The following is a 25690-nucleotide window of genomic DNA, read 5'->3' as shown; positions in this document are numbered from 1 at the left end:
GCTGGGGACACGCCACCGTCGCTGTGGTGGGTGTGGATCAGCCGTTCGGGCGAACCGGCAGCTCGATCAGCGAGCGGATCAGCACGCTGCTGCGGTAGTTCAGCTCCTCCGGCGGCACGGCCAGCGTGAGCTCGGGGAAGCGCTCCAGCAGGCCGCCGATCGCGGTGACCGCCTCCAGCCGGGCCAGCGGCGCGCCCACGCAGTAGTGGATGCCGTGGCCGAAGCCGAAGTGGCCGCCGAGCACCCGGTCGATGTTCAGCTCGTCCGGGTTCTCGAACTTGGTGGCGTCCCGGTTGGCCGAGCCCAGGCCGACCAGCAGCAGCTGGTTGGCGGGCACGGTCACCTCGCCGAGGGTGAGCGGCTCGGTGGTCATCCGGATGGTGCCGGTGATCACCGGGCCGTCGTAGCGGAGCAGCTCCTCGACCGCGTTGTGCAGGCGCTCGGGCTTGTCCCGCAGGGCGGCCAGCTGGTCGGGGTGGGTGAGCAGCGCGCGCATCCCGTTGCCGATCAGGTTCGCCGTGGTCTCGTGCCCGGCGACCAGCAGCAGGAAGGCCATCGCGACCAGCTCGCCCTGGCTCAGCGAGTCGCTGTCCTCGCTGACCTGGATCAGGTCGGAGAGCATGTCGTCGGTGGGCGTGGCGCGCTTGTCCTCGATCAGCCGCACCAGGTACATGGCCAGGTCCTGGCTGTCCTTGGCCTGCTGTTCCGGCGCGTTGCTGTTGCCCAGCAGCGAGTTGGACCAGCGGCGGAAGTCGGCCTGGTCGGCCTCTGGCACGCCGAGCAGCTCGCAGATGACCGTGACCGGCAGCGGGAAGGCCAAGGTCTCCATCAGGTCGACCACCTCGCCACCGGCGGCGACCCGGTCCAGCAGCTCGGTGGTGATCTGCTCGATCCGCGGGCGCAGCTGCTCCACCCGGCGCGGGGTGAACGCCTTGGCCACCAGCTTGCGCAGCCGGGTGTGCTGCGGCGGGTCGCTGTTGAGCATGTGCCCGGCCAGCTGTTCGGTGAACTGCGGGGCGCCCTCCGGCGCGTCCTTGAGGATCAGCTCGCGCATGGCGTTGGCGTCCTTGCTGACCTGTGGCGCGGTCAGCGCGATCTTGACGTCCTCGTACCTGGTGACCACCCACATGTCGAACGAGCGGTTGGGCAGCGAGGTCCGGTGCACCGGCAGCTGCTGCCGGAGCCGGGCGTAGATCGGGTACGGGTCCTTCATGTACGCGTCGTCGAACATCTGCAGATCCGGCAGCGGTTCCGCCGCCGCGGTGTCAGTGCCCATCCGGCCCTACTCCCCACTCGATACCGGGGTTCACATACGTCACCGTATTGTGAACGTTGTTAACTCCGCTAAGCCGACCTTACTCCGCCCAACGTGTGCGTCCAGGCGAAAGTTCCTGACGGTATACACATAACCACCGTGGCTCACTAACGTGTGAGCGTGCCTTCGACGTCACTCCGCCGCACCGTCCATGTCGTCCCGCACACGCACTGGGATCGCGAGTGGTACGAGCCGTTCCAGCGGTTCCGGTTGCGCCTGGTGGACCTGCTGGACGAGGTGCTGCCGCGACTGGCCGCCGATCCCGAGCTCCGGTTCACCCTGGACGGGCAGACCGCGGCGGTGGACGACTACCTGGAGATCCGGCCGGCCGCGCTCGGCCAGGTGCGGGAGCTGGTGGCGCGCGGGCAGCTCGCGGTCGGGCCGTGGCGGGTGCTCGCGGACTCCTTCCTCTGCTCCGGCGAGAACCTGGTGCGCAACCTGGAGATCGGACTGGCCCGCTCGGCCGAGCTGGGCGGCGCGATGCCGGTGGCCTACCTGCCGGACCAGTTCGGGCACGCGGCGCAGCTGCCCCAGCTGTTGCGCGGCTTCGGTTTCCGGCAGGCCTGCCTGTGGCGCGGTGTTCCGTCCACAGTGGACAGCAACGGCTTCTCCTGGGTGTCCCCCGACGGTTCGGCGGTGCGCACCGAGTACCTGCCCGGCGGCTACGGCAACGCGGCGGTGCTGTTCACCGACCCCTCGGCCACCAGGGGCCGGGCCGAGGACTTCGCCGAGCGGATGCGCGACTGGTTCGGCGCGGACGAGGTGCTGGCGATGTACGGCGCGGACCACGGCGCGCCGCTGCCCTCGCTGACCGAGCAGGTCAGGGCGGTCAGCGCGGCGGAGGGCCCGGTCACCCTGCGGCTGGCCACCCTGACCGAGGCGCTGGCCGGGCGGGAGGTGGACGTGGCCGGGCTGACCGAGGTGCGCGGCGAGCTGCGCAGCCACGCGCGGGCGAACCTGCTGCCCGGGGTGCTCTCGGTGCGCGCGCCGGTGAAGCAGGCGATGGCCGAGGCCGAGCGGATGGTGCAGCGCTACGCCGAACCCCTTGCCGCACTGTGGTTCCCGGCCGCGGCCCAGCCCTTCGCCGAGATGGCCTGGCAGCGACTGGTGGACGCCTCCTGTCACGACTCGGTGACCGGCTGCGGCGCGGACAGCACGGCGGCCCAGGTGGCAGGCCGGATCGCCGAGGCCGAGCAGCTGGGCTCGGCGGTGCGGGACCGGGTGGTGGACGCCCTGGCGACCCGCGCGCCAGGGGACGCGGTGCTGGTGGTGAACCCCAGTCCGTGGCTCCGGCAGGACGTGGTGCGGGTGTCGGCGGTCGCGCCGGAGGACTGGGACGCCGTGGCGCTGCAACTGCCGGACGGGCGGCTGGCGGCGACCCAGGAGGTGGAGCGGCCGGAGCGGGTGCTGCTGGCCGCGGAGTTCCCGGCGGCCGAGGTGGCCGAGGCGGTGCGGCGGCGGACCTTCGGCCAAGTCATGTACGACCGGGCAGTCCAACGGGCGGTCATCGGGGCAGGCGTGGTGGAGTTCGCGGTGGGACGGCTGGGCGATCCAGGCTACGACGTGGAGCGCTTCGCGGCCGAGCTGGCGGCGCGGGCGGCTGAGCACCCGGTGTGGACGATGCGGGTGGTGGACGAGCCGAGGCGCGAGCTGCTCGCCGCGGTGCCGGTGCCCGCGCTGGGCTGGACCGCGGCGCGACCGGTGGCCGGGACCGCGCCCGTCGAGCATCCTGTGTCCATTGTGGACGGTGTGCTGAGCAACGGCCTGGTCGCGGTGAGCGTGCTGGACGACGGCACGCTGCGGATCGAGGACCCGGATGGCCTCGCGCTGGACGGGGTCGGGCGGATCTGCGACGGCGGGGACGCCGGGGACAGCTACAACTACGGCCCGCCGGTGACCGACCTGCTGGTGCACGAGCCGGTGGCCACCCTGGTCTGCCCGGACGCGCCGGGACCCCTGGCCGGTGGGTTCACCGTGTACCGGACCTACGAGTGGCCGACCGGGCTGGCCGATGCCGCCGGGTCGGCGCGGGCGGCGGGCACGGTGGCGACCGAGGTGTCCATGGCGGTGGAGCTGCGGGCGGGGGAACCCTTTGTGCGGCTGGAGCTCCGGTTCGAGAACCGCAGCCGGGACCACCGAGTGCGGGTGCACCTGCCGGTCGGACCGGTCACCGGATCGCGGGCCGAGGGCCAGTTCGGTGTGGAGGCGCGCGGGCTGACCAACGAGGGCGGCAACGGGGAGGAGCCGCTGCCGACCTTCCCGGCCTCGGGGTTCGTGGCGGCCGGTGCGGCGACGGTGTTGCTGGAACAGGCCACCGAGTACGAGGTGACCGGCGGGGAGCTGGCGCTGACCGTGCTGCGGTCGGTGGGCGCGATCAGCCGGAACCTGCACCCGCTGCGGGCCGAGCCCGCCGGGCCGACCACGCCGATCCCCGGGGCGCAGGAGCTGGGGTCGCGGGTGGCCCGGTTCGGCATCGCGGTGGGGACCGGGCGCTCGGACGCCGAGGTGATGGGGCTGGTGGAGCGGTTCACGCTGCCGCTGGTGAGCGCGGCCGGGACCGGGACCGCCGAACTGGCCGAGGCGACCGGCCTGCGCGTGCAGGGCGCGGTGCTGAGCGGGTTGCGGGAGCGGGACGGCGAGCTGGAGCTGCGGCTCATCGCCTACTCCGACGAGCCGGTGCACACCGTGCTGCACCTGCCCGGCCTGGTCAGCGCGCGGGTCACCGACCTGGCCGGGAACCCGTTGGCGAAGCTGGACGTCGCCGAGGACGCGGTGGAGTTGTCGTTGCGGGGCTGGGAGATCGCGACCGTGCGGCTCGGTCAGGGGTTGCCGCAGAGGGAGATCACGCCGCCCTCGTGATCGGTGAGCACGTGACCGCCAGGACCGGCGGCGGGCAGCCTGCCCTCGGTCCTGGCTTCACTCCGGCTGCCGTCCGGGCCGTAGAGCAGCGCGTCCGAGGCGCCCACCATGACCAGTTCGCCGTCGACCGGGAGCAGCACTGGGGCGTCCACGTTGGCGCTGATCGCGGTGCGGCCCGAGCGCAGGGCGTCCAGGGCGGCTGTGGCCAGTTCCGTTGGGCCGTAGGCGTTCTCGTCCACGGCGAGCCAGGTGGTCGGGTTGCCGGGCTCGGCGTCGGCGCCGCGGCCGTGCCAGTCGCTGCCGCCGACCGGGGTGACCTGCATGCCCCAGGACCGCCACCAGGCCAGCGGGCCGCCCCAGGTCCGGCTCCACCAGCTGGAGTGCCAGATCTCGGCCAGCGGCGGGCGTTCCGGCATCGGGTCCCGCCAGGAGCAGTCGCCGGAGAGCGGGTGGTTGATGGACAGCAGGCCGCCGCGCTCGCGCACCGCGGTCAGCCATTCGGCAGGCGGCCTGCGGAAGTCGATCCAGCCGATGTCGCCAAAAGCGTTGGCGTGGCCGGAGTCCGTGGTGACCTCCTGACCGGGGATCAGCGCGATGCCGTACCGGTTGCCTGCCTCGGCCAGCTCGGCGTGGTGGGCGACGGTGTTGTGGTCGGTGACCGCCAGCGCGGACAGGCCGTTGGACACCGCGAGCGCGGCCAGTTCCGGCACGGTCAGCTGGCCGTCGGAGTGCAGGGTGTGCGCGTGCAGGTCAGCCGGGATCCAGCGCAGGCCCGCACTGGCCGGGAGGGGCCGCGGCGGGCGTGGCGCGGGGGCCAGCGGTGCCGGGCGCTCGACCTCGACGAAGGCCGGGCCGAGGGTCACCTCGACCTGGGCGTGCGCGCCCTCCGGCGGAATCCGGTGCAGGCCAAGGACAACGCGCCACTCCCCCGGCTCGACCTCGCCGGGCAGGTAGCCGGGGGTGGCGGCCTCAGGGCCGATGGCGAAGCGGCGGCGGGCCGAACCGGACCAGCCGCGCCAGCCCGCCGGTCCGGCACAGCCGATGTCCAGGATCGCCGGTTCCGCGTAGGTCAGCTCGACGGTGACCCCTGCGCAGCCGGGCGGCACCTCGAACGGGAGCTCCAGCCAGCGGCTCGCCGAGCGCAGCTCCCTGGTGATCAGTCCACTGTGGACGATCACGCGGGCACCGGATCCGGGCTGAGCAACAGGCCGTCGGCGTCGAAGAGCAGCAGCCTGCCGGGTTCGGGGACCGCGGTGACCGTGCTGCCCACCGGTGGCTCGTCCTGCTCCGGCACGGTGACCCCGACCAGCAGGCCACCCGCGCATTCCAGCGACACCAGCGAGCTCACCCCGAGGTTCTCCACCGTCGACACCACGCCAGTGATCCCGCCGGTTGTGCCCTGCGGGGCGAGTCGCAGGTACTCGGGGCGGATGCCCGCCGTGACCTGGTCGCCGTCGGACACGGCCAGACCCAGGGGCCGACCCAGCCGCGCATCCGCCACCTCCACCTCGTCACCGACAACAATCGCGTCAAGCAGGTTCATCGGGGTGGACCCGATGAAGTTGGCCACGAACACACTCGCCGGACGCTGGAACACCTCACGCGGGCTGCCCAGCTGCCGGATCTTGCCGGACTCCATCACCGCGATCCGGTCGGCCAGGGCCAGCGCCTCGGCCTGGTCGTGGGTGACGAAGACCGTGGTGATGCCCAGTTCCCGTTGCAGCCGCTTGAGGAACGTGCGCGCCTCCAGCCGCAGCCGGGCGTCCAAGTTGGACAGTGGCTCGTCCAGCAGCAGCACCCGCGCGCCCATCGCGATGGCGCGGGCCAGCGCGACCCGCTGCTGCTGGCCGCCGGAGAGCTGGCCGGGGCGGCGTTCCAGCAGCCCGGCCAGGCTCAGCCCGTCCGCGGTGGACTCGGCCACCTTCCGTTGCGCCGCCTTGTTCTCCCCGCGCACCCGCAGCGGGTAGCCGATGTTCTCCGCCACCGTCATGTGCGGGAACAGCGCGTAGTCCTGGAACACCATGGCCACCCCGCGCTTGCCGGGCTCGGCCGAGGTGACCTCGTCACCATCGATGGTGATCGACCCCGCGTTGGACTGCTCCAGACCCGCGATGGTGCGCAGCAGCGTGGTCTTGCCGCAGCCGGAGGGGCCGAGCAGGGCGAAGAACTCGCCGTCGGCGATGCGCAGGTCGAGCTCGTCCACCGCGCGCACCCCGTTGGGGTACACAGTGGACAGTCCGGTGATGCCGATACCCGCCATCAGCTCTTGATCCCTCCGTGGAAGCGGAACCCGTAGCGTTTGCTGACGACCAGGTACAGCAGCACCACCGGTATCGAGTACAGCAGTGAGAACACCGGGATCACGGTGAGGTTGGCGCTGCCGCCCTCGTCCTGCAGGGTGCGCAACAGCACCGCGGCCGGTTGCGCCTGGACATCGCGCAGCAGCAGGAACGGCAGCAGGAAGTTGCCCCAGGCGTTGACGAAGGCCCACACCAGGATGGTCGCGATCCCCGGCCGCGCCACCGGCAGCACCACGTGCCGCAGCACCTGGCCCGGCGAGGCGCCGAAGACCCTGGCCGACTCCTCGTAGGAGCGCGGCACCGAGTCCATGAAGTCCTTGAGGATGAAGATGGCCGCGGGCAGCATGCCGCCGGCGATCACCAGCGCGGTGCCGTACTGGGAGTTGATCAGGCCGAGCTGGAACATCATCACGAAGATGGGCACCATCGCCGCGGTGCCGGTGACCACGCTGGAGAGCAGCAACAGCAGGTACAGCAACAGGTCCCGGCCGGGGATGCGCACCCTGGACAGGGCGTAGGCGGCCAGCGCCGCGCACACCGTGGTCACCGCGGTGGCGATCCCGCACAGGATCAGCGAGTTCAGCAGCGAGGACAGCGTGTTCGGGTGTTCCAGGGTCTTGCCGACGTTGTCCAGCGTCCAGTCCGGCCAGCGCAGGCCGAGTCCGGGGCGGGCGTCGAAGGGCGCGCTGGCCAGCCACAGCATGGGCACCGCGAAGAAGAACAGCACCACCGCGATCAGCGTGTAGAAGCCGATGCGCCGCAACAGGAACCTCACGCTCATGCCCGCCTCCGCAGCAGCCGCAGGTACAGCCCGGCCACCAGCAGGTTCGCCAGCAGCAACAGCAGCGAGATGGCCGAGGCGTAGCCGAGCTGACCGCCTTCCAGGGCCTGCCGGTAGATGAACACCGGCAGCGTCTCCGATGCGTGGTTGGGCCCGCCCGCGGTGAGCAGGAACGGGGTGAAGTCGTTGGCCGTCCACAGGCTGATCAGCAGCGTGTTGGTCAGCACGTGCCCCCGGATGTGCGGGAACACCACGTCCCGCACGGTCTGCCAGCCGTTCGCGCCGACCAGCCTCGCCGTCTCCAACTGGGAGGGCGGCACCGCGGCGAGTGCGGAGGAGTAGAGCAGCATGGAGAACGCGGTGCCCCGCCAGGTGTTGAACAGGATGATCGAGATCAGCGGGTACTGCACCAGCCAGGCGGTGCCCTCGTTGGCCAGCAACAGGTTCAGCGTGCCACCGTCCCGGTCCAGCACGGCGATCCAGAGGAAGGCGACCACGGTGCTGGGCAGGATCCAGGCCAGCAGCACCAGGCTCTCGGTGAGCCGCCGCAGCCAGGGCACGGCCCCGCGCAGCAGGTAGGCCAGGCCGAAGCCGAGCAGGTTCTGCCCGATCACCGCGGAGCCGAGCACGAACAGCACGGTCAGCCACAGCGAGTTGCGGAACAGCCCGTCGTTGAGCGCGGCCAGGAAGTTGTCGAAGCCGATGACCTGCGGGTTGGCCGCGGCCGGGCCGGTCAACTGGTAGTCGGTGATGCCGATGTACAGCGTCCACAGCGCCGGGAAGACCAGGAACAGCCCAATCAGCGCCAGCGCGGGCAGCACAAACCCGACCGCACGCCCGATGCCCAGTCCGGCCACATCGGCGACCCGGCCCGCCGCGGACCGCTCCGCGGCGGGCTTCAGGTCAACCGGCGTCGACATTGGCCTCGCCCACGATCTTGGACAGCGCGGCCCGGTAGTTCGACAGCGCCTCGGCCACGGTCCGCCCGGCGATCACGTCCGCGGTGGCCTGCTGCAACGCGGCCGAGACCCTCGGGTAGCCGGCCACCGGCGGCCGGTAGTGGGTGACCGGCAGGACCTGTTGCGCCACATAGGTCAGCATCGGGTCCCCGGCCAGGACCTGGTTGTTCACGTCGTTGCGCGCGGTGACCTGCGCGCCGCCGGCGGCGCGGGCCTTGAGCGCCTCGGCGGAGTTCATGAACTGCAACAGCTCCCAGGCCTGCTGCGGGTACTTGGTGGCCGGGTTGAGCACGTTGACCGCGCCACCGGACATGCTGACGAAGTCCCGGCCGCCGACCCCGGGCTGGCGGGCCGGGATCTTGGCGTAGCCGACCGCCTGGTCCCGGTCGGCCATCTTGGCCACACCCCGGTTCGGCTCGACCACCCCGCGCCACAGGTAGTCGCTCTCGATCATGATGCCGAGCTTGCCCTCGGCGAACTGGGCGAAGGACTTGTCCCGCCCCTTGGCCTCCTGCTGCGTGAGCGGGTCGCCGAGGCCCTCGCGGTAGACCTTGGCGTAGAACTCCAGCACCTCGCCCAGCGCCGGCCCGGCCTGCCACTTGCCGTCCCGGTGAAGCGGTTTCCCGGCGCTGGCCAGCAGTGGCAGCACACCCTGCATGGTGGTCGCCTCGCCCATCGCGGTGCCGGCGTTGACCTGCAACGGTGTCACTCCGGGCAGCTTTTTCAGCTCCCCGGCCGCGGCCAGGATGTCGGTCCAGCTCCTCGGCTGCCAGTCCGCGGGCAGCCCGGCCTGGGCGAACAGCTTCTTGTTGAAGAACAGCACCCGCCCGTCGGTGCCGTCCGGAATGCCGTAGCGGCGCTCGCCGAAGGAGCCGAGCCCCTGCACCGACTGCGGGACCTGGCTCCAGCCGTCCCAGGCGTCCACCTTGGCCTTGCCAACCAGGTCGTCCAGCGGTTTCAGGTGTCCCGCCTCGGCGAACTCGCCGATCCAGATGCCGTCCACGGTGAGCACGTCCGCGCCGCCGCCGGTCTTGAGGTCCAGCGCGACCTTGGTCTTGTAGTCCTCATCGCCCGCGCCGTTGCCGTCGAACTTCACCGTCACGGTGACGCCCTTGGCCTTCTGCGCCTCGGTGAACTTCGGGATCACCCAGTCGGTGACCCAGGCGGCGCGGGTGGCGTTCTTCCCACCGGCCACCGCGTTGCCGGTGATGGTGAGGGACAACTCCTTCGCGTCGGCGTTGCGGGTGACATCGGTCTGCTGGGGGCTGCCGAGACATCCGGCGAGCAACCCGAGCGACGCGACCATCACCAGCGGTGTCGCGACCCTGCGCATCCGCCACCTCCCGGGGCTGGTTCACCTGGCTGATCCACGTGGGGTGAAATACTCACCAGACCGGGCGGAAGATGACAAGGGTCACAGCTCGGGTTTTTCCGTCGGCGGGTGCGCCCCCGCAATGATCGTGAGGAAGGGGTAGGTTCGCTCCGTGGTGTCGCCGGATCCCGTGGACATGCGCCTGCTCGCCCTGCTGGCCGAGTCGGGGCGCGCGGCTCCCGTGCACGAGATCGCCGCCAGGGCAGGCGTGGACCCCAGGGAGGCCGCCTCCAGACTGGTGGCCCTCTCGGCCAGCGGCCTGCCCCTGATCGTCGGCGTCGAGTTCGACCCCAACGGCCTGCGCGGCGCACTGGCCGCAGCCGGAGCCTGGGCCGGATTCCCCCCTGCCGCTTCCCCACCCCCGCCCGCCGCGCCACCCCCGTCCTACGCTCCCCCCGTCTACGGCCCCGGCCCCGCCCACGGCACCCCCAGCGGCGTCTACCCGGCGCACGGCACCCCCAGCGGCCCCTACGGCACCCCAAGCGGCCCGTACGGCACACCCGGCGGTCCACATGGGACACCCAGCGGTCCCTACGGCACCCCGAGCGGCCCGTACCCCGCACACCAGCCCGGCGTCCCCACCGGCGCCTACCCACCCCCACCCCCGGTCTACAACCCGCCCAGCGGCGGCTTCCCCGCCCAGCCCCCGTTCCCGGCAACCGGCGCGGACCCCATGAGCACCTGGGGCCCACCCCAGTCGGCGACCTGGGCACGCGGCGACCAGCCCACGGTGACCACCGCCCCAGCGGCGGGCAGCCGCACCGGCGTAGTCGGCGGCGCACTGGAAACGGAAGGCCAGGAAGGCGAACGACTGGTCATCCAACTGGTCGAGGTGGTCGACCCGGCCGACTTCCTGTTCACCGCCGCCGGTTACCGACTGCAAGAGGGCGAGCGCTCGGTGGTCGTGCACACCGAACTCCACAACCGGGGCCCAGTACCCTTCGCGTCCCTGCCGGACCTGTACCTGGTGCTGGTCACCGAGGACGGACAACAGATCTCCAAGGCACCGGTGGCGTTGTCGTCCCGGCCGCCGCACCGGATCGGCGTCGCACCGGGCGAGACGGCGGGCGGGCACACGGTTTACGTGCTGCCGGAGTCCTTGCGGCTGACCCACATCCGGTGGAGCCCACATCCCGGCGACGACACGCACAGCCTCACCTGGGCGATCGAGGACTAGAGCGACACCGGACCAGCAGCCGGGCTGGCTTTTCGAAAACTTGTCCGAAGTCTTGAGGTTCCCCATGCCCGTCAACCTGGAGACATCACACCACATCCCAGCGAGCAGACGCTCACAGCAACCGCCGCCAAGGCCACGCCACGTGACGGCGGCTGCTCGCTGGGATGTGGTTTGATTTCGGAAGGTTGACGGGCATGGGGAACCTCAAGACCTGCCTGCGTCTCTGCCCTTGACTTTGACTTTGATTTTCCCCCCCCATGCTTTGATCTCTGCCCGTCCGGCGAGGACGCTCTTGACTGTCGCTCTTGCTTGAAAACCTAAGATCAAAAGCAAAAGAATGTCCTCGCCGGACGGGCAGACCACCGGAGGGGTGGGACAAGTCAGAAGCCGGTCGAGCAGGTTGCGGGGCGGGGTTTGGGTTGCCGACTCAAGAACCAGCGTGCTCGCGACCCTCTCGTCTTCTCCGCACGACCTTCCGACAGCAAACCACACCTCCCCACCCGGCCCCCGTCACGTTGGGAGGCTAGGGCGGCGGCAGGTTGCAGGGGCCGGGCGGGGAGGCGCGGTCAGCAGTCTCCAGGCCGTACGGAGAAGACGAGAGGCCCGCTTTGTGGGTTTTCACCCCCGGCTAAGGGCTTTTCGCTCACCAGCTGTCTGCGCGCAGTGAGTCCAACGCCGTCTGCAAGTCCGCCGGGTACTCGCTGGTGAACTCCACCCATCCCTCATGCGCCGGGTGGTGGAATCCCAATGACCGCGCCTGCAACCACTGCCGCGTCAAGTTCAACTTCTTCGCCAGTACCGGATCCGCGCCATAGGTCAAATCCCCCACGCACGGGTGTCGCAATGCCGAGAAGTGCACCCGGATCTGGTGGGTCCGGCCGGTCTCCAGCCGCACATCGACCAGGGATGCCGCCCGGAACGCCTCCATCACCTCGTAGTGCGTGACGCTCGGCTTGCCGCTGGCGACCACCGCGAACTTGTAGTCCTGGCGTGGGTGCCGGTCGATCGGGGCGTCGATCGTGCCCCGGCTGGGATCCGGGTGTCCTTGCACCAGCGCGTGGTAGCGCTTCTCCACGGTCCGTTCCTTGAACGCCCGCTTCAGCACCGAGTACGCGTGTTCGCTCTTGGCCACCACCATCACGCCGGTGGTGCCCACGTCCAGCCGGTGCACCACGCCCTGGCGCTCGGCCGCGCCGGAGGTGGCGATCTGGATGCCCGCTGCGGCCAGGCCCGCGACGACCGTGGGGCCGGTCCAGCCGGGGCTGGGGTGCACCGCGACGCCTACCGGTTTGTCGATGACCACGATGTCGTCGTCCTCGTACAGCACGACCATGCCGTCCACCGGGGCGGCGAGCACCGGGACGGGGTGTTCCGGTTCGGGGAGGGTGATCTCCAGCCAGGAACCGGCTACCAGGCGGTCGGACTTGCCCGCGGGCTGGCCGTCGAGCAGGACTCCGCCGGTCTCGGCCAGGCCGGCCGCGACCGTGCGGGACAGGCCCAGCAGTTTGGACAGGCCCGCGTCCACTCGCATGCCGTCCAGGCCGTCCGGCACCGGCAGGGTCCTCTGGTCACTCACGCGTTTTCCTCCACCGTGGCCTCGGCCTTCGTCTGGTCTGCTCGGCGCCCCGGCCGCTTGCCGTCGTAGTCGACGCCGAAGAGGGCCAGCAGCACCAGGAGCACGCCGCCGCTGACGATGGCCGCGTCGGCGATGTTGAACACCGGCCACACGCTGCCGTCGGGGGCGAACAGTGACAGGAAGTCCACCACATGTCCCTCGGCGAAGCCGGGCGGGCGGGTCAGCCGGTCGGCCAGGTTGCCCAGCGCGCCGCCCAGCACCAGGCCGATGCCCACGGCCCAGCCGGTGGAGCGCAGCCGGGGCGCGAAGATCAGGATGGCCAGCACGACCAGCGTGGTGATCAGCGTCAGCAGCCAGGTCTGGCCGGGGAACAGCGAGAACGCCGCGCCGGGGTTGTGCAGCAGCACCAGGTACAGCGCGCCACCGGCCACCCGCACCGGCGGCTGCCCGTCGAGCGCGGCGACCGCGAGGTCCTTGGTGATCAGGTCCGCCGCGAAGGCCGCCAGCGCCACCAGGGCGAACGGCACCAGGCGGCGGGGCGGCTTGTCGTCGGTGCTCACCGCCCCATTGTCCCGTACGCCGGGACCGCCCTTGACCTCAGGCGTTGATGAACGGCGGCAGCGGCCTGGGGTCGTTCACCGGGGCCCACCGGCCGTCCACGATCTCGTACTTCCAGCCCGGCCCGTGCTCGACCAGCTCGCGCAGCGCCAGCAGCACCCGGTCCACGTGCTCGGCGTTCGTGCCCAGACCCAGGCTGACCCGCAGCGCGCGGTCGCTGTCCGACCCGGCCTGGCCGAGCAGCCGCCGGGTGGCGATGTGCGCGCAGAACGCGCCGTCGCGGACCCCGATCCCGTACTCGGCGGACAGCGCGGCGGCCAGCAGCCCCGGGTCCTGACCGTCCACCGTGAAGCTCACCACACCGACCCGGTCCTGCCCCGCGCCGAAGATCGACAGCTCCCGCACACCGGGAATGGCCTTGAGCCCGGCGCGCAGCCGGGCGAACAGCTCGGCCTCGTGCGCGATGACCGCGTCCCAGCCGTGCTGGGTGATGGCCTGGCAGGCGCTGGCGAAGGCGTGCACACCGACCACGTTCGGCGATCCGGCCTCGTGCCGCTCCGGCGCGGGCGCCCAGCCCACGCCCAGGTGGTCGCCCCAGTCCACCACGTGCTTGGTGGCGCCGCCGCCGACCAGGTACGGCTCGGCCTGGTGCAGCCAGTCCGCCCGGCCGACCAGCGCGCCGCTGCCGTAGGGGGCGTAGAGCTTGTGCGCGGAGAGCACCACGTAGTCCACGTCGAGCTGCTGGATGTCCACCGGGCGGTGCGGGGCCAGCTGCGCGGCGTCCAGCACGATCCGCGCGCCGAAGCGGCGGGCCACCGCGGCCAGCTCGCGCACCGGCCACAGCTCACCGGTCACGTTGGACGCCCCGGTCAGCACCACCAGCCGCGCGCCCTCCAGCGTGTTCCGCAGCGCCTCGGCCAGCGCGCCGATGGCGCCCTGCGGGGTGTCCGGGGTGGCGATCCGGGTGACCCTGGGGCCGCGCCACGGCAGCAGCGCGGCGTGGTGGTCGGTGTCGAAGGTGACCACGCTGGTGCCCCTGGGCACGCTGCGGGCCAGCAGGTTCAGCGCGTCGGTGCTGTTGCGGGTGAAGACCACCACGTCGCTGGCGTGCGCCCCGACGAACCGCCGCACCACGTCCCTGGCCTGCTCGTAGACCTTGGTGCACACCTGCGAGGCGAACCCGGCGCCGCGGTGCACGCTGGCGTAGTAGGGCAGCAGCTCGTCCACCGCGTCGCGCACCGCGGCCAGGCACGGCGCGCTGGCCGCGTGGTCGAGGTTGGCGTAGGTCACCCGCTCCCCGGTGACCAGCGGCACCGCGGTGTGCGCACCGACGACGGCGGGCACGGCAGCGGTGGTGGCGGTGGCCTGCGCGGGGATGACAGCGAGCGACATACAACCCTCCGGGGTCCTGATCGGACCTGCCAGGAGGTCCGCGCTTGCCCGCCGCACCTCGCGACGGACCAGGTCCTCACCCGGAGCACCCCACCGCGGTAGGAGGGTTGCCGACCAGCAAGCCGGGGCTGTGCGCTGGTACTCATGACCTTGGCCCCGAAGTTAGCCGACGGACCGGCGACTTGGGAAGCCCCCTTTCCAGATACCGGGAAGCCGCTGGTCCACCCGGCTTCGCCGAACGGGCAGCTGGCCGGGCACCGGTTGGGGCGAATTCCCGCGCGACGCCGAGTTGATATTTCCACCCGCCCTAACCTGGCCGGACGGGTGAATCCGCCCGGGAATTCCGCAGCAGGGGGCTTTCATGGAGAGAAACGGCACGAGCAGAATTCGGCGCGGCTTCGTGCGATTGGCCGTGGCGACGATGATGATGAGCAGCGCGGTGCTGGGCGCGGCGGCCGCGGCACAGGCCGCACCAGCCGCACCGCCGATCCCGGCGGAGACCGCGCCGGCCGGGGTCACGACCAAGCTCGTGGCACCCAACGGCGTCGCCGCGCCGCTGCTTTGCAGTGGTCACGCGGTCGAGCACGGCAACTGGAACAACGCGGACCCGAACGCCACCGGCATCGCCAGGGCCGAGCTGCGGGACTGCCAGTCGGTCACCGTCTGCGAGGGCTCGATCTGCCGCATCGTGCACGACGCGGGCTGGACCATGCGCCTGTTCGGGAAGTGCTCACCGACAAACTGCGACTGGGGCTGGAGCAATTCCGAGTTCCGCCAGTCCACCGGTCACATCCACGCCTTCTACGACCAGGGATACGCCAAGCGGCACGTCTGGGCGAAGATGTCGCAATACCGTCCGGGCCAGCTGTGGATTGCCTGGCGAACTGATTTCGTCGACCCGAACCGGCCGGACTACGAAGTGCAGGAATGGTTCCACCGCGGCTGATGGCGGCGTGACGCACAACACCGGGACGGCCCGCGACGAGGCCGTCCCGGTCCGCGCTCAGACCCGGAACCGGCCGGGCAGCGACACGCTGAACCCGTCGCCGACCCGCTCCGCGCGCCCGGAGTACTGCCGCGACCCGGCGCGGAACCGCCAGGCGCCCAGCACCTTGCCGTCCACCGGCACCCCGGCCTCGGCCGCGACCCTGGTGCTCACCTCCGCATAGGACAGTCCGCTCCAGTCGGCCTCCGTGCCGGGCGCCGCGCCCAGCTGCCACAGCGTGAAGTGCACGTGCGCGCCGCTGCTGGACCCGCCGCAGGGCAGCGCGTTCCCGGTGCGCCCCAACGGGGTCCCGGCCGAGACGGACTGCCCGTCGTGGACCTGGATGTCCTCCAGGTGGTAGTAGCCGGTGCGCCAGCCGCCCGCGTGGTCCACGGTGACCCAGTCGCCGCCGGAGCAGCGCTGGATCCGCACCGTGCCCTCGGCCGCCGAGCGGGCGACGCCGTCACCGGGCGAGAAGTCGATCGCGTTCTTGACCCCGCTCTGCCCGTTGTCCGAGTGCACCCCGGCCGAGTAGGTCTGCTGGCCGGTGGCGAAGGGCAGCGCGAGCACCGGATCCGCCAGTGGGGCGGCGACCGCGGCCGGCGCGAGCAGCAGGCCGCCGGAGAGCAGCGCGGCGGCGAGCAGCCAGGTGGGACGGCGGTTCCCCGACATCGTGGACTCCTTACCGGGAGCACCCTTTCGGGTGAAGGAGCCCATGAAGTTAGCCAGTTGGGCGCGAGCCGTCAGGCCCCGAACGATGTCGGCCGAACGGTCTAATCTGGGCTGCTACCAGGGCAAGGGCTCGCCGTGCCGGAAGAAGCCGCCGGTGGGGCCGCCATCGGGCAGTCGGACGGCCCAGGCGACGCTGGCCGCGCCCTCGGGCACCGGGCCGCCGCCCGCGCCGCCCATGTCGGTGGCCACCCAGCCCGGGCAGACCGCGTTGACCAGGAAGTTCTGCCGGCCGAGCTCGGCGGCCATGATCCAGGTGAGGGCGTTCAGGGCGGCCTTGCTGGTGCTGTAGCCGGGCGTGCCCGCGCCGAGCTGGCTGATCGAGCCGGACTCGCTGGAGACGTTCACGATCCGCGGGTGCGCGCTCCCCCGCAGCAGCGGCAGCAGGGCGAGGGTGACCTGCCAGGCGCCGAAGAGGTTGGTGTCGAAAGCTTTCCGGACGCGGTCCAGGTCGGCGGCGCTGGCCAGCGCGTCGGTGTCGTAGTCGATGGCGGCGTTGTTGACCAGGACGTCCAGGTGGCCGTAGTCGGCCCGCAGTTCCTCGGCCAGGCGGGCGATCGAGGCCGGGTCGGTGACGTCGAGCTGACGGCGGTCGGCGGCGAAGCCGTCCGCTGACAGGGTTTCCGGGCGGCGGGCGGTCATGATCACCCGGTCGCCCTCGGCGGCGAGCAGCCGGGCGGTGGCCAGGCCGATGCCGCGGTTGGCTCCGGTGATCAGCACGGTGCGGGACATGCCGCCATTCTGCCTAGCCGTTGGCCAGCAGGGTCTTCACCGCGTGCACGGTCGCGTAGCCCCGCCACTCCAGCGCGCCTGCGGGCGAGGCGGAGGCGAAGTCCACCAGCCAGCCGCCGTCGGCCTGCTGGAGCCCGGCCAGCCGGTCCAGGTCCCGGGTGATCACGTTGGGCGGCAACAGCTCCCGCAGTGGGCGGTGCGGTTCGGGCGCGAAGTCCAAGGGGTACAGGGCTTCGTCGGCCTGGCCGCCTTCGACCGGCCGGATCCCGTTGGCCGGCAGGTGCTCGGCCAGCCGCCGCAGCTCCGGCAACGCTTCCGGCCGGGTGTCGCACAGCGCGTCCAGCACGGCCAGTGAGTAACGCAGCTCCAGGGTGCCGCCGGGTTCCGGCTGGGTGGTGATCCGGTGCCAGCAGTAGTCCACCGCGGCGGCCAGCCACGGGTGCGCGGCCACCGCCGGGTCGAGGGCGGCCACCGGCAGGGCCTGGCTGAGCACGGCGGCGGTCAGGTGCAGTGAGGACTCCGCGGGGTCGGCTCCGGCGAACCAGGGCGCGGTGCCGGCGGTCTCGCGCATGGGCAGCACGAACGGCAGGCCGCCGTCGGGCAGGCTGACCGCGCCCAGCCAGTCGCACAGGCCGCGGCTCAGCTCGGGGTCACCGCCGGCCTCGGCGAGCACCTCGAAGGCGTGCATGGCGTTGAGCGGCTGGCTCTCCGGCGAGCGCAGATCGGGTTCCAGCGCCCAGCCGAAGCCGCCGTCGGGGTTGCGGTAGGCAGCCAGCGCGGTGCGCAGCGCGGCGCGGTCCGGCTGCCCGGTCAGCAAGCCGAACCGGCGGCGCTCCAGCAGGCGGCCGTGGGTGGTCAGGAACCGGGATGCCTCGTCGAGTCGCACCCGGCCATGGTGGCCGCCGCGCGCAGCCCCGGCTTGATGAAACCGGCCAGGAAAACGGCTTGGCCCGGATGGCACACTCAGCCCCGATGGAACACGTGATCGTGCGCTTCGACGAAGGCGGCACCTACAGCGACCCCGAGCCCTACCTGGAGCTGCTGCCCACCCTCGCGCCCCAGCTGCCGCCGGGTGCCCGGGCCTTCGCCACCGACCCGGAGCACTACGACTTCTTCGGCAAGCGGTGCGTGAAGGACCTCAAGCCCGCCGAGCTCCGCGCCGACGGCGACCAGCTCGTGCTGGAGCTGCGGCACAACTGCTGGAAGCACGACGCGGACCTGGTGCTGCGCTACACCGGCGTCGCCGAGCACTCCGTCGACCCGTCGGGCGAGCTGCCCAGGGAAGTGTTCCTGGACGAGCTGCTGCCGCACGAGCGCGGGGTGCGGCACGAGATCGTCTGCCTGACCGGGGACATCGTGGTCATCGCCGCGGACGTGACCGCGGAGTGGGTGCCGACCGACTGCACCGGCTAACCGTCGCCGCGCTCGCCGCGCCAGTGCGCGTAGCGGCCGGCCCGGTCGATGGCGCGGATGCGTTTCTCCGCCTCGTCACGGGCGGTCTCGGTGGTGACCACCAGCAGCTGGTCGTCGAACTGGAGCCGGGTCACCGGCTGCGGGGTGAAGCCCTTGCCCGCGCGGACCACCAGGCTCACCGTGGACCCGCCCGGCAGGCGCAGCTCGGAGACGTAGACGCCGTGCAGCTTGGAGCCCTTCGGGATGCGGATCTGCAGCAGCTCCGCGCCCAGCTCGTCCAGCGGACCGGCGTCCACCTGGACCTCCTGCATCTCGCCCCGGCGCACCAGCCCCAGCCAGCGGGCCAGCACCGGCAGCGTGCTGCCCTGGATCAGGGTAAGCAGCACCACCAGCACGAACACCACGTCCACCAGGGTCTGCGCGCCTGCCACGCCCTGGGTCACCGGGATCATCGCCAGCACGATGGGCACCGCGCCGCGCAGGCCGGACCAGGCCAGGAAGGTCTGTTCCCGCCAGGGCAGCCGGAACGGGGTGGCCGAGAGCGCCACCGACAGCGGTCGGGCCACCAGCAGCAGCACGCCACCGGCGACCAGGGCCGGGATCAGCACGTCGAACAGCCGGGACGGCGAGGCGTACAGGCCCAGCAGCACGAACAGGCCGATCTGGGCCAGCCAGCCCAGGCCCTCGGCGAAGGAGAGCGTGTCCGCGCGATGCGGCAGCCGGGCGTTGCCCAGCACCAGCCCGGCCACGTAGGCCGAGAGCAGGCCCGCGCCGTGCACGCCCTGGGCGGCGGCGTAGGCCAGCACGCACACCCCGACCGTCGCGAGTGGATAGAGACCGGTGGCCGGCAGCGCCGCCCGGCGCAACGCGGCCGCGCCCAGCCAGCCCAGCCCGATGCCCAGCGCGGCGCCGACCACCAGCTCGTAGACCACCAGCGCCGGTGTCCACCAGGTGAACGGGTCGGTGCCGGCCAGCAGCACCACGGCCAGGTACACCGGCGCGTCGTTGAGCCCCGACTCCAGTTCCAGCGCGCCGGCCAGCCGTTTGCTCACCCCGACCCCGCGCAGCACGCTGAACACCGCGGCCGCGTCGGTGGAGGAGAGCACCGCGCCCCACAGCAGCGCGGTGCGCCACTCCAGGTCCAGGATCAGGTGCAGCAGCCCGCCGGTGACCGCGATGCTCACCGCGACGGCCACTGTGGACAGTGCGATCCCCAGGCCCAGCGCGGGTTTCACCGCCGACCAGCGGGTGGTGAGGCCACCCTCGGCCAGGATCAGCACCAGCGCGGCGATGCCGAGGGACTGGGTGAGGTCGGCGTCGGAGAACTGGATGCCGAAGCCGGACTCGCCGATGACGAGCCCGATTCCGAGGTACAGCAACAGAGACGGTAGGCCGAGCCGGACGGACACGCGCACGGCGAGCACCGCCACCAGGAGCACCCCGGCGCCGATTCCGAGCACGGTCGTCAGGTCGGTCATACGGCGCCTCCGGACATCAGACTAAAACTCTGGCGTGTCCATTGTGGCTGCTCAGAACCCATTTTTCGGGAATTGCGATGAATCGTGCATGACTCTGTACCCAGAGGCGCTGACCGGGATAAGCTTGGGGAATCACCCCGAACCGTTCTCCTTGCTGAGCAATGCCGCCATCGAGGCGTCCAGGTGCGCCCGCCGCTGCGCGCGCGAACGGGGCATCGCGGCCGGGGCCATCCGGAACAGGTGCGCGTGCCCGAGGTAGGCGCTGTAGGCCAGCACCGCGCGCCGCCTGGCATCCGCCTTGCCGAAGCCGCACTGAGCGAAAAGCGTTGACAGGTAAGCGATCCGGCGGTCGGTCACCCGGTCCAGCACCGGGCGGATGACCGGATCGTCGCCTGCCGCCAGCAGGGCCAGCTCGACCGCGTTGCCCTCGGGCCGGTCCAGCACGCTGGCGAAGAGCAGCCGCAACCGGTGCGCCGGATCGGTTTCCTGTTCGGCCAGCGCGATCACGGCCTCGGTGTGCTCCAGCTCCCAGCGCTCCAGGGTGGCCACCAGCAGCGCCTCCCGGTTGGCGAAATGCCAGTAGGCACTGCCTTTGGTGGCGCCGACCCGGACGGCCAGCGGTTCGATGGCCACCGCGGCGAGGCCGCCCTCGGCGAGTGCGGCCAGCGCGGCGGTGGTCCAGTCCGCGCGGGTCTTCCTGATCTTGGCTGGCACGACCGTACGGTACCGTACGGTCGTGCCGGCCAAGCACCGTCAGGACTTGGCGACCGCGACCCGCACCGCGGTGCCCTCGCCCACCGAGCCGCCGAACCCGGCCTCCCCGGCCGGGCCGTGGGTCAGCGCCACGGCCAGCGTCTCCGCCGCGATGAACTCGGCGAAGCGCTCCACCGCCGGGCGCACCTCATCCGGCACCTCCACGGTCAGCGCGATCCGGTCCGAGACGTCCAGCGCCGCCTCCCGGCGGGCCTGCTGGATCACCCGGACCAGGTCGCGGGCCAGGCCCTCGGCGGCCAGTTCCTCGGTCACCTCGGTGTCCAGCACGACCAGGCCGGAGCCGCCGGGCAGCGCGGTCGCCGCGCCCGGGTCGGAGGAGACCAGCCGCTGCTCGTACTCGGCGGGCAGCAGCTCGATCCCGGCCGCCACCACCGCGCCGGTCTCGCTGGTGGTCCACTCCCCGGCCTTGACCGCCTTGATCACCTTCTGCACGTCCTTGCCCAGCCGGGGGCCGCAGACGCGGGCGTTGACCGCCAGCTCGACCCGGCCATGCGCGGCCACGTCGGTGGTCAGCACCACGTCCTTGACGTTGACCTCGTCCCGGATCAGCTCCTGGAACGGGGCCAGGTCCCCGGCGTAGGGCGCGGCCACCACCAGCTTGGCCAGCGGCAGCCGGACCCGCAGCTTGTTCGCCTTGCGCAGCGACAGCGCGGTGGAGCAGACCTGCCGCACCTCGTCCATGGCCGCGACCAGCTTGTCATCGGCGGGCAGGCCGGCCACCTCGGGGAAGTCGGTGAGGTGCACCGAGCGCTCGCCGGTCAGCCCGCGCCAGACCGCCTCGGTGGTCAGCGGCAGCAGCGGCGCCACCGTCCGGCAGACCACCTCCAGCACGGTGTGCAGGGTGTCCACCGCGTCCTGCTCGCCGGCCCAGAACCGCTCCCGGGAACGGCGCACGTACCAGTTGGTCAGCACCTCCAGGAACTCCCGGACCGCCTGGTGCGCGGTGGACAGGTCGTAGCCGTCCAGCGAGGTGCGCACCGCCTTGACCAGGTCGTGCGTCTTGGCCAGCACGTACCGGTCCAGCACGTGCGCACTGTCGACCCGCCACTTCCCTTCCACCCCGGCCGCGTTGGCGTAGAGGGAGAGGAAGTACCAGGAGTTCCACAGCGGCAGCACGGCCTGGCGCACCGCGTCCCTGATGCCGCGCTCGGTCACGCTCAGGTCGCCGCCCCGGGACACCGGGCTGGCCAGCAGGAACCAGCGCATGGCGTCGGAGCCGTCCCGGTCGAAGACCTCCCGGACGTCCGGGTAGTTCTGCTTCGACTTGGACATCTTCTGCCCGTCGTCGCCCAGCACGGTGCCGTGCACCAGGCAGTTGCGGAAGGCCGGCCGGTCGAACAGCGCGGTGGCCAGCACGTGCATGGTGTAGAACCAGCCGCGGGTCTGCGCGGTGTACTCCACGATGAAGTCGCCAGGGTAGTGGTCGTCGAACCACTCGCGGTTCTCGAACGGGTAGTGCACCTGGGCGAAGGACATCGAGCCGGACTCGAACCAGCAGTCCAGCACCTCCGGCACCCGGCGCATCATCGACCTGCCGGTCGGGTCGTCCGGGTTCGGCCGCACCAGGTCGTCCACCACCGGCCGGTGCAGGTCGGTCGGGCGCACGCCGAAGTCCCGCTCCAGCTCATCCAGCGAGCCGTAGACGTCCATCCTCGGGTAGGCCGGGTCGTCGGAGACCCACACCGGGATCGGCGAGCCCCAGTACCGGTTGCGCGAGATCGACCAGTCGCGGGCGTTCTCCAGCCACTTGCCGAACTGCCCGTCCTTGATGTGCTCGGGCACCCAGTTGATCTGCTGGTTCAGCTCGACCATCCGGTCCTTGAACTGGCTGACCGCGACGAACCAGGAGGTCACCGCGCGCTGGATCAGCGGGCTGTCGCAGCGCCAGCAGTGCGGGTACGGGTGGTCGTAGGTCTCGTGCCGCAGCAGCACGCCCGCGGCCTTGAGGTCGCGGATGATCTGCTTGTTCGCCTCGAAGACGTGCGTGCCCGCGTACGGCGGCACCTCGCTGGTGAACTCGCCCCTGGCGTCGACCGGGACGACCACCTCGATGCCGGCGGCGTCGGTGACGGCCTTGTCGTCCTCACCGAAGGCGGGCGCGATGTGCACAAGGCCGGTGCCGTCCTCGGTGGTCACGTAGTCCGCGCCGAGGATCTGGTGCGCGTTCTCCCGCCCGGCGAAGAACGGGAACACCGGGGTGTACTTGCGGCCGAGCAGCTCGGCCCCGGTGTAGCGGCGCACCACCCGCTCGGCGGCGTCCTCGCCCAGCTCGCGGGCGTAGGCGGCCAGCCTGGCCTCGGCCAGCAGGTACTGCTCGCCCTCGTGCTCGACCACCACGTAGTCCACGTCCGGGTGCACGGCCATGGCCAGGTTGCTGGGCAGCGTCCACGGCGTGGTCGTCCAGACCAGGGCCAGCTCGCCGGACTCCAGCCGCATGCCCACGGTGACCGCGGGGTCCTGCCGGTCGCGGTAGACGTCGTCCATCTTGGTCTCGGTGTTGGACAGCGGCGTCTCGCAGCGCCAGCAGTACCAGAGCACCCGGAAGCCCTCGTAGACCAGGCCCTTGTCCCACAGCGACTTGAAGGCCCACATGACGCTCTCCATGTATGGGAGGTCCAGGGTCTTGTAGTCGTTGTCGAAGTCCACCCAGCGGGCCTGCCGGGTGACGTAGTCCCGCCAGTCGCCGGTGAAGCGCAGCACCGAGGTGCGGCAGGCGTCGTTGAACTTCTCGATGCCCAGCTGCTCGATCTCGGACTTGTGCGTGATGCCGAGCTCCTTCTCCACCGCGACCTCGGCGGGCATGCCGTGGCAGTCCCAGCCGAAGCGGCGCTCGACCCGGCGGCCCAGCATGGTCTGGTAGCGCGGCACCACGTCCTTGACGTAGCCGGTGAGCAGGTGCCCGTAGTGCGGCAGGCCGTTGGCGAAGGGCGGGCCGTCGTAGAAGACGAACTCGTTGCGGCCGTTCTCCCCGGCCGGGCGGTTGTCGATGCTCGCCTCGAAGGTCCGGTCGGCGGCCCAGTAGGCCAGCACGTCCTGCTCCAGCACGGGGAAGGACGGCTGGGCTGGCACGCCCGGCGCGCTGTCGAGTTGGACCTTGGGGTAGGCCATGGGAGGGGTGCTCCTCGCGTGCGGTTCGTCCGGTCTCGTACGGGCTCGTGCCCACACGGGGACGACGCGCCGTGGCCGGCGCTCCGCGGTACCACCCCGCTTGCCAGGCCCTCGCGGGTCTGGCCACTCGTTTCCCGGCTGTGACGGGCCGTCCCGTCCGGTTCTACTGGGGCGGCGGACCGCCTGTTCTTCCGGAGGCTCCCCGGTGATGGCCGGATCGGTGCCTGTGTTGTCAAGAGTAGCCGGGCGGGCAAATCGGTTGCCACCCTGGCCGGGCTGAGGGTCCGTTAGGCCATACAGGTTGCGAAACCCGTTGTGCTCCCCCGAATGGGGTCACTGTGGGTGAGTTGGTACTACTTAGGCAACTTGAGAGTGATCAGACGGGATGCGACTTGGACCGTGCGGCCGGCTCAGCGGGTGCGTCCGGCCCGGTGCGCTGCCGCGAGACCGCGGTCCGGGGTGCAGCGCCCGCAGGGGGTGAAGCCCAGCTCGCGGGCCTCCCGCACGGGCAGGCGCAGCGTGGCCGAGCCGGTGAGCCAGGTGCACTCGGCCAGGTGGTAGCGCGGGTGCTCGTCAACCACCCTGACCTCATCGGCCAGCGAGCTGACGATCAGCAGGTCGGCCGCGTCGGTGTCCTCCTCGCCAGGTTCGGCCGCAGCGCCCGTGGACGGCTTGGCCGGGGACGCCACCTTCACAGTGGCGTCCCCGGCGTCCTCGTCGTCCTCAGGCCCGGTTGCGACCTTCTCCCGCGCGGTGCTGACCGCCTCGGCGTGTTCTCCAGCATCCGGACGGCCGACTTCCCCATCAGCAGCCGGCTCCGGATCCGTGGCGAGCGCCCGGCGTCGGCGCAGGACCCAGTCCGCGAACAGCAGCAGCGCGGCTGCCACGCTCGCGACGACCGAACCCCACGCCCAGGCGGTCACCCCGGAGACCAGGGCGGTGACCAGCAGCCCGAAGGCGGCCAGCACCAGCAGCAGGACCAGGTACAGCACCTGACCTACTCCCTACTGCCCGGGATCAGCCGGCCTCTGCCGCACGGGTGCCGAAGGTGTACCCGGACTGGTTGGCCCGGCTCTCCGTCGGCGCCGCGGGTGCGGCCGAACCCTGGTCGATCAGTTCCTGCAGGCGGGACTCCAGGAAGGTCTTCAACCTGGTGCGGTACTCACGCTCGAAGGTGCGCAGCGTGTCGAGCTTCTTCTCCAGCGCGTTCTTCTCCTGGGTGATGGAGCCCATCACCTCGGTGTGCTTGCGCTGGGCGTCCCGTTCGAGGGCCGAAGCCTTCTCCCTGGCCTGACGCTCCAGGGTCTCGGCACGGGTGCGCGCGTCGTTGAGCATGGTCTCCGCCCTGGTACGGGCCTCGTTGACCATGCTGTCGGCCTTGGCACGGGCCTCGGAGAGCAGCTGCTCGGACTTGGTCCGGGCTTCCGACAGCATGCCGTCGGACTCTGCCTTGGCCTCACCGGTGAGCCGGTCGGCCATCTCCTGAGCCAGGCCGAGGACCTTGGCTGCCTGCACGTGGTGGTCGCCTCCGGGAGAGGTCTGCTCCATCACGCTGGGCGGGGGCACGGGGGTGAGGCGACGCGGCTCGTCGACCGAGCGGACCGGGGAGTGCCCGCCCGCGACGGTCTTGGTCCGCGCGTCCTCGAGCTCAACGCGGGCGTTGCTCAGCTGGCTGTCGAGCTGTTCGACCTGCTGGCGCAGGTCGTTGTTCTCCTCGATCAGCCTGGCGAGCTCGGCCTCGATGAGGTCGAGGAAGGCATCGACCTCGTCCTCGTTGTAGCCCCGCTTGCCTATCGGCGGCTTACTGAACGCCACATTATGAACGTCGGCGGGGGTCAAGCCCATCAGATCACCTCACGCACTCGGGGCAGCTTTTTGATCTCGTTCCCCGTCACGAGATCGGCACCAGCCGCATCAGGATGAACACGACCAGCAGCAGCACCATAATCGACAAGTCCAGTCCGATGCCCCCGATCCGGACCATCGGGATCACCCGACGAGCCAGGGAGACCGGGGGGTCGGTCACTGTGTAGATGGTCTCCAGCGTCACCGCAACCCCGCCCGCCGGCCGCCACTCTCTGGCGAACGATCGGACGAGCTCGACGACCACCCTGGCGGTCAGCAGCAGCCAGAAGGCGAAAAGCAGGTAATAGGCGATGACCCAGACCGGTTGCACGCCTCC

The 25690-nt window shown here is 71.3% G+C and carries 22 protein-coding genes and 1 riboswitch; of the genes, 4 read left to right on the top strand and 18 right to left on the bottom strand.

The annotated features are described in order from the left end of the window. Positions 1 to 37 precede the first annotated feature (37 nt). Positions 38 to 1276, bottom strand: a complete 1239-nt coding sequence (locus N8J89_RS10105; RefSeq protein WP_283664067.1) for a cytochrome P450 family protein — start codon at positions 1274 to 1276, stop codon at positions 38 to 40. A gap of 159 nt (positions 1277 to 1435) precedes the next feature. On the opposite strand from N8J89_RS10105, the gene N8J89_RS10100 reads away from it, so the two are divergent. Beyond that, on the top strand, positions 1436 to 4174 hold the full coding sequence (locus N8J89_RS10100) for a glycoside hydrolase family 38 N-terminal domain-containing protein (protein WP_283664066.1): 2739 nt from the start codon (positions 1436 to 1438) through the stop codon (positions 4172 to 4174). On the opposite strand, the gene N8J89_RS10095 is transcribed toward N8J89_RS10100, so the two are convergent. Genes N8J89_RS10095 through N8J89_RS10075 form a run of 5 tightly spaced genes read right to left on the bottom strand, consistent with a single transcriptional unit; the run spans position 4135 to position 9547 of the window. Continuing rightward, positions 4135 to 5352: a CehA/McbA family metallohydrolase gene (locus N8J89_RS10095; protein ID WP_283664065.1), complete on the bottom strand. Its 1218-nt coding sequence runs from the start codon at positions 5350 to 5352 to the stop codon at positions 4135 to 4137. The two genes, N8J89_RS10100 and N8J89_RS10095, sit on opposite strands and share 40 nt — an antisense overlap. Beyond that, positions 5349 to 6434 (bottom strand): ABC transporter ATP-binding protein, encoded by a 1086-nt coding sequence (locus tag N8J89_RS10090; RefSeq protein WP_283664064.1) that lies wholly within the window; start codon positions 6432 to 6434, stop codon positions 5349 to 5351. Before N8J89_RS10090 ends, N8J89_RS10095 begins: the two co-directional genes overlap by 4 nt. Next, complete coding sequence (locus N8J89_RS10085) at positions 6434 to 7255, bottom strand: carbohydrate ABC transporter permease (protein ID WP_283664063.1); 822 nt, start codon at positions 7253 to 7255, stop codon at positions 6434 to 6436. The genes N8J89_RS10090 and N8J89_RS10085 overlap by 1 nt, the downstream gene beginning before the upstream one ends. Then, entirely contained in the window at positions 7252 to 8175 is a 924-nt protein-coding gene (locus tag N8J89_RS10080) for a carbohydrate ABC transporter permease (protein ID WP_283664062.1), read from the bottom strand. The genes N8J89_RS10085 and N8J89_RS10080 overlap by 4 nt, the downstream gene beginning before the upstream one ends. Beyond that, entirely contained in the window at positions 8159 to 9547 is a 1389-nt protein-coding gene (locus N8J89_RS10075) for an extracellular solute-binding protein (protein WP_283664061.1), read from the bottom strand. Before N8J89_RS10075 ends, N8J89_RS10080 begins: the two co-directional genes overlap by 17 nt. 151 nt (positions 9548 to 9698) lie before the next feature. Between N8J89_RS10075 and N8J89_RS10070 the strand changes: the two genes are divergently transcribed. Beyond that, positions 9699 to 10763 carry an Lrp/AsnC family transcriptional regulator gene (locus N8J89_RS10070; protein WP_283664060.1) on the top strand — a complete coding sequence of 355 codons (1065 nt, stop codon included), beginning with the start codon at positions 9699 to 9701 and terminating at the stop codon, positions 10761 to 10763. A gap of 643 nt (positions 10764 to 11406) precedes the next feature. On the opposite strand, the gene N8J89_RS10065 is transcribed toward N8J89_RS10070, so the two are convergent. The 3 genes from N8J89_RS10065 to N8J89_RS10055 are packed head-to-tail and all read right to left on the bottom strand — an operon-like array spanning position 11407 to position 14289. Beyond that, a complete protein-coding gene (locus N8J89_RS10065) occupies positions 11407 to 12294 on the bottom strand; it encodes an RluA family pseudouridine synthase (RefSeq protein ID WP_283666137.1) in 888 nt (295 codons plus the stop codon). 41 nt (positions 12295 to 12335) lie between these two features. Continuing rightward, positions 12336 to 12899: a signal peptidase II gene (gene lspA / locus N8J89_RS10060; protein ID WP_283664059.1), complete on the bottom strand. Its 564-nt coding sequence runs from the start codon at positions 12897 to 12899 to the stop codon at positions 12336 to 12338. Between the two features lie 37 nt (positions 12900 to 12936). Further along, entirely contained in the window at positions 12937 to 14289 is a 1353-nt protein-coding gene (locus N8J89_RS10055) for an aminotransferase class V-fold PLP-dependent enzyme (RefSeq protein ID WP_283664058.1), read from the bottom strand. Positions 14290 to 14324: 35 nt separating this feature from the next. Beyond that, positions 14325 to 14439: riboswitch (SAM riboswitch) on the bottom strand. 211 nt (positions 14440 to 14650) lie between these two features. Here N8J89_RS10055 and N8J89_RS10050 point away from each other — a divergent pair. Next, positions 14651 to 15235: a hypothetical protein gene (locus tag N8J89_RS10050; protein WP_283664057.1), complete on the top strand. Its 585-nt coding sequence runs from the start codon at positions 14651 to 14653 to the stop codon at positions 15233 to 15235. 57 nt (positions 15236 to 15292) lie between these two features. Here the strand turns inward: N8J89_RS10050 and N8J89_RS10045 are convergent, their stop codons facing one another. The 3 genes from N8J89_RS10045 to N8J89_RS10035 form a co-directional block, all read right to left on the bottom strand. Further along, positions 15293 to 15946, bottom strand: a complete 654-nt coding sequence (locus N8J89_RS10045; RefSeq protein WP_283664056.1) for a M23 family metallopeptidase — start codon at positions 15944 to 15946, stop codon at positions 15293 to 15295. Positions 15947 to 16060: 114 nt separating this feature from the next. Beyond that, complete coding sequence (locus N8J89_RS10040; protein ID WP_283664055.1) at positions 16061 to 16735, bottom strand: SDR family oxidoreductase; 675 nt, start codon at positions 16733 to 16735, stop codon at positions 16061 to 16063. A gap of 13 nt (positions 16736 to 16748) precedes the next feature. Beyond that, positions 16749 to 17621: a hypothetical protein gene (locus N8J89_RS10035; protein WP_283664054.1), complete on the bottom strand. Its 873-nt coding sequence runs from the start codon at positions 17619 to 17621 to the stop codon at positions 16749 to 16751. 86 nt (positions 17622 to 17707) lie between these two features. Between N8J89_RS10035 and N8J89_RS10030 the strand changes: the two genes are divergently transcribed. Further along, on the top strand, positions 17708 to 18148 hold the full coding sequence (locus N8J89_RS10030) for a hypothetical protein (protein WP_283664053.1): 441 nt from the start codon (positions 17708 to 17710) through the stop codon (positions 18146 to 18148). Here the strand turns inward: N8J89_RS10030 and N8J89_RS10025 are convergent. The 6 genes from N8J89_RS10025 to N8J89_RS10000 all read right to left on the bottom strand — a co-directional run bounded on the left by N8J89_RS10025 (position 18145) and on the right by N8J89_RS10000 (position 25684). Next, the gene (locus N8J89_RS10025; RefSeq protein WP_283664052.1) at positions 18145 to 19626 is read right to left on the bottom strand and encodes a potassium/proton antiporter; all 1482 of its coding nucleotides are present in this window, start codon (positions 19624 to 19626) and stop codon (positions 18145 to 18147) included. The two genes, N8J89_RS10030 and N8J89_RS10025, sit on opposite strands and share 4 nt — an antisense overlap. Positions 19627 to 19758: 132 nt before the next feature. Next, positions 19759 to 20340, bottom strand: coding sequence for a TetR/AcrR family transcriptional regulator (locus N8J89_RS10020; RefSeq protein ID WP_283664051.1), 582 nt, complete (start codon positions 20338 to 20340; stop codon positions 19759 to 19761). A 39-nt stretch (positions 20341 to 20379) separates the two neighbouring features. After that, positions 20380 to 23508, bottom strand: coding sequence for an isoleucine--tRNA ligase (gene ileS, locus N8J89_RS10015; protein ID WP_283664050.1), 3129 nt, complete (start codon positions 23506 to 23508; stop codon positions 20380 to 20382). Between the two features lie 410 nt (positions 23509 to 23918). Further along, complete coding sequence (locus N8J89_RS10010; protein ID WP_283664049.1) at positions 23919 to 24500, bottom strand: hypothetical protein; 582 nt, start codon at positions 24498 to 24500, stop codon at positions 23919 to 23921. Positions 24501 to 24525: 25 nt separating this feature from the next. Beyond that, positions 24526 to 25353, bottom strand: coding sequence for a DivIVA-like cell division protein Wag31 (wag31, locus tag N8J89_RS10005; protein WP_252486327.1), 828 nt, complete (start codon positions 25351 to 25353; stop codon positions 24526 to 24528). 46 nt (positions 25354 to 25399) lie between these two features. After that, positions 25400 to 25684, bottom strand: coding sequence for a YggT family protein (locus tag N8J89_RS10000; protein ID WP_252486326.1), 285 nt, complete (start codon positions 25682 to 25684; stop codon positions 25400 to 25402). Positions 25685 to 25690 lie beyond the last annotated feature (6 nt).

Origin of the sequence: Crossiella sp. CA-258035 (assembly GCF_030064675.1) — a bacterium.
Taxonomy (GTDB): Bacteria; Actinomycetota; Actinomycetes; order Mycobacteriales; family Pseudonocardiaceae; genus Crossiella.
Note: the sequence above shows the minus strand (reverse complement) of the source record. Positions and strands in the feature narration are given on the sequence as shown.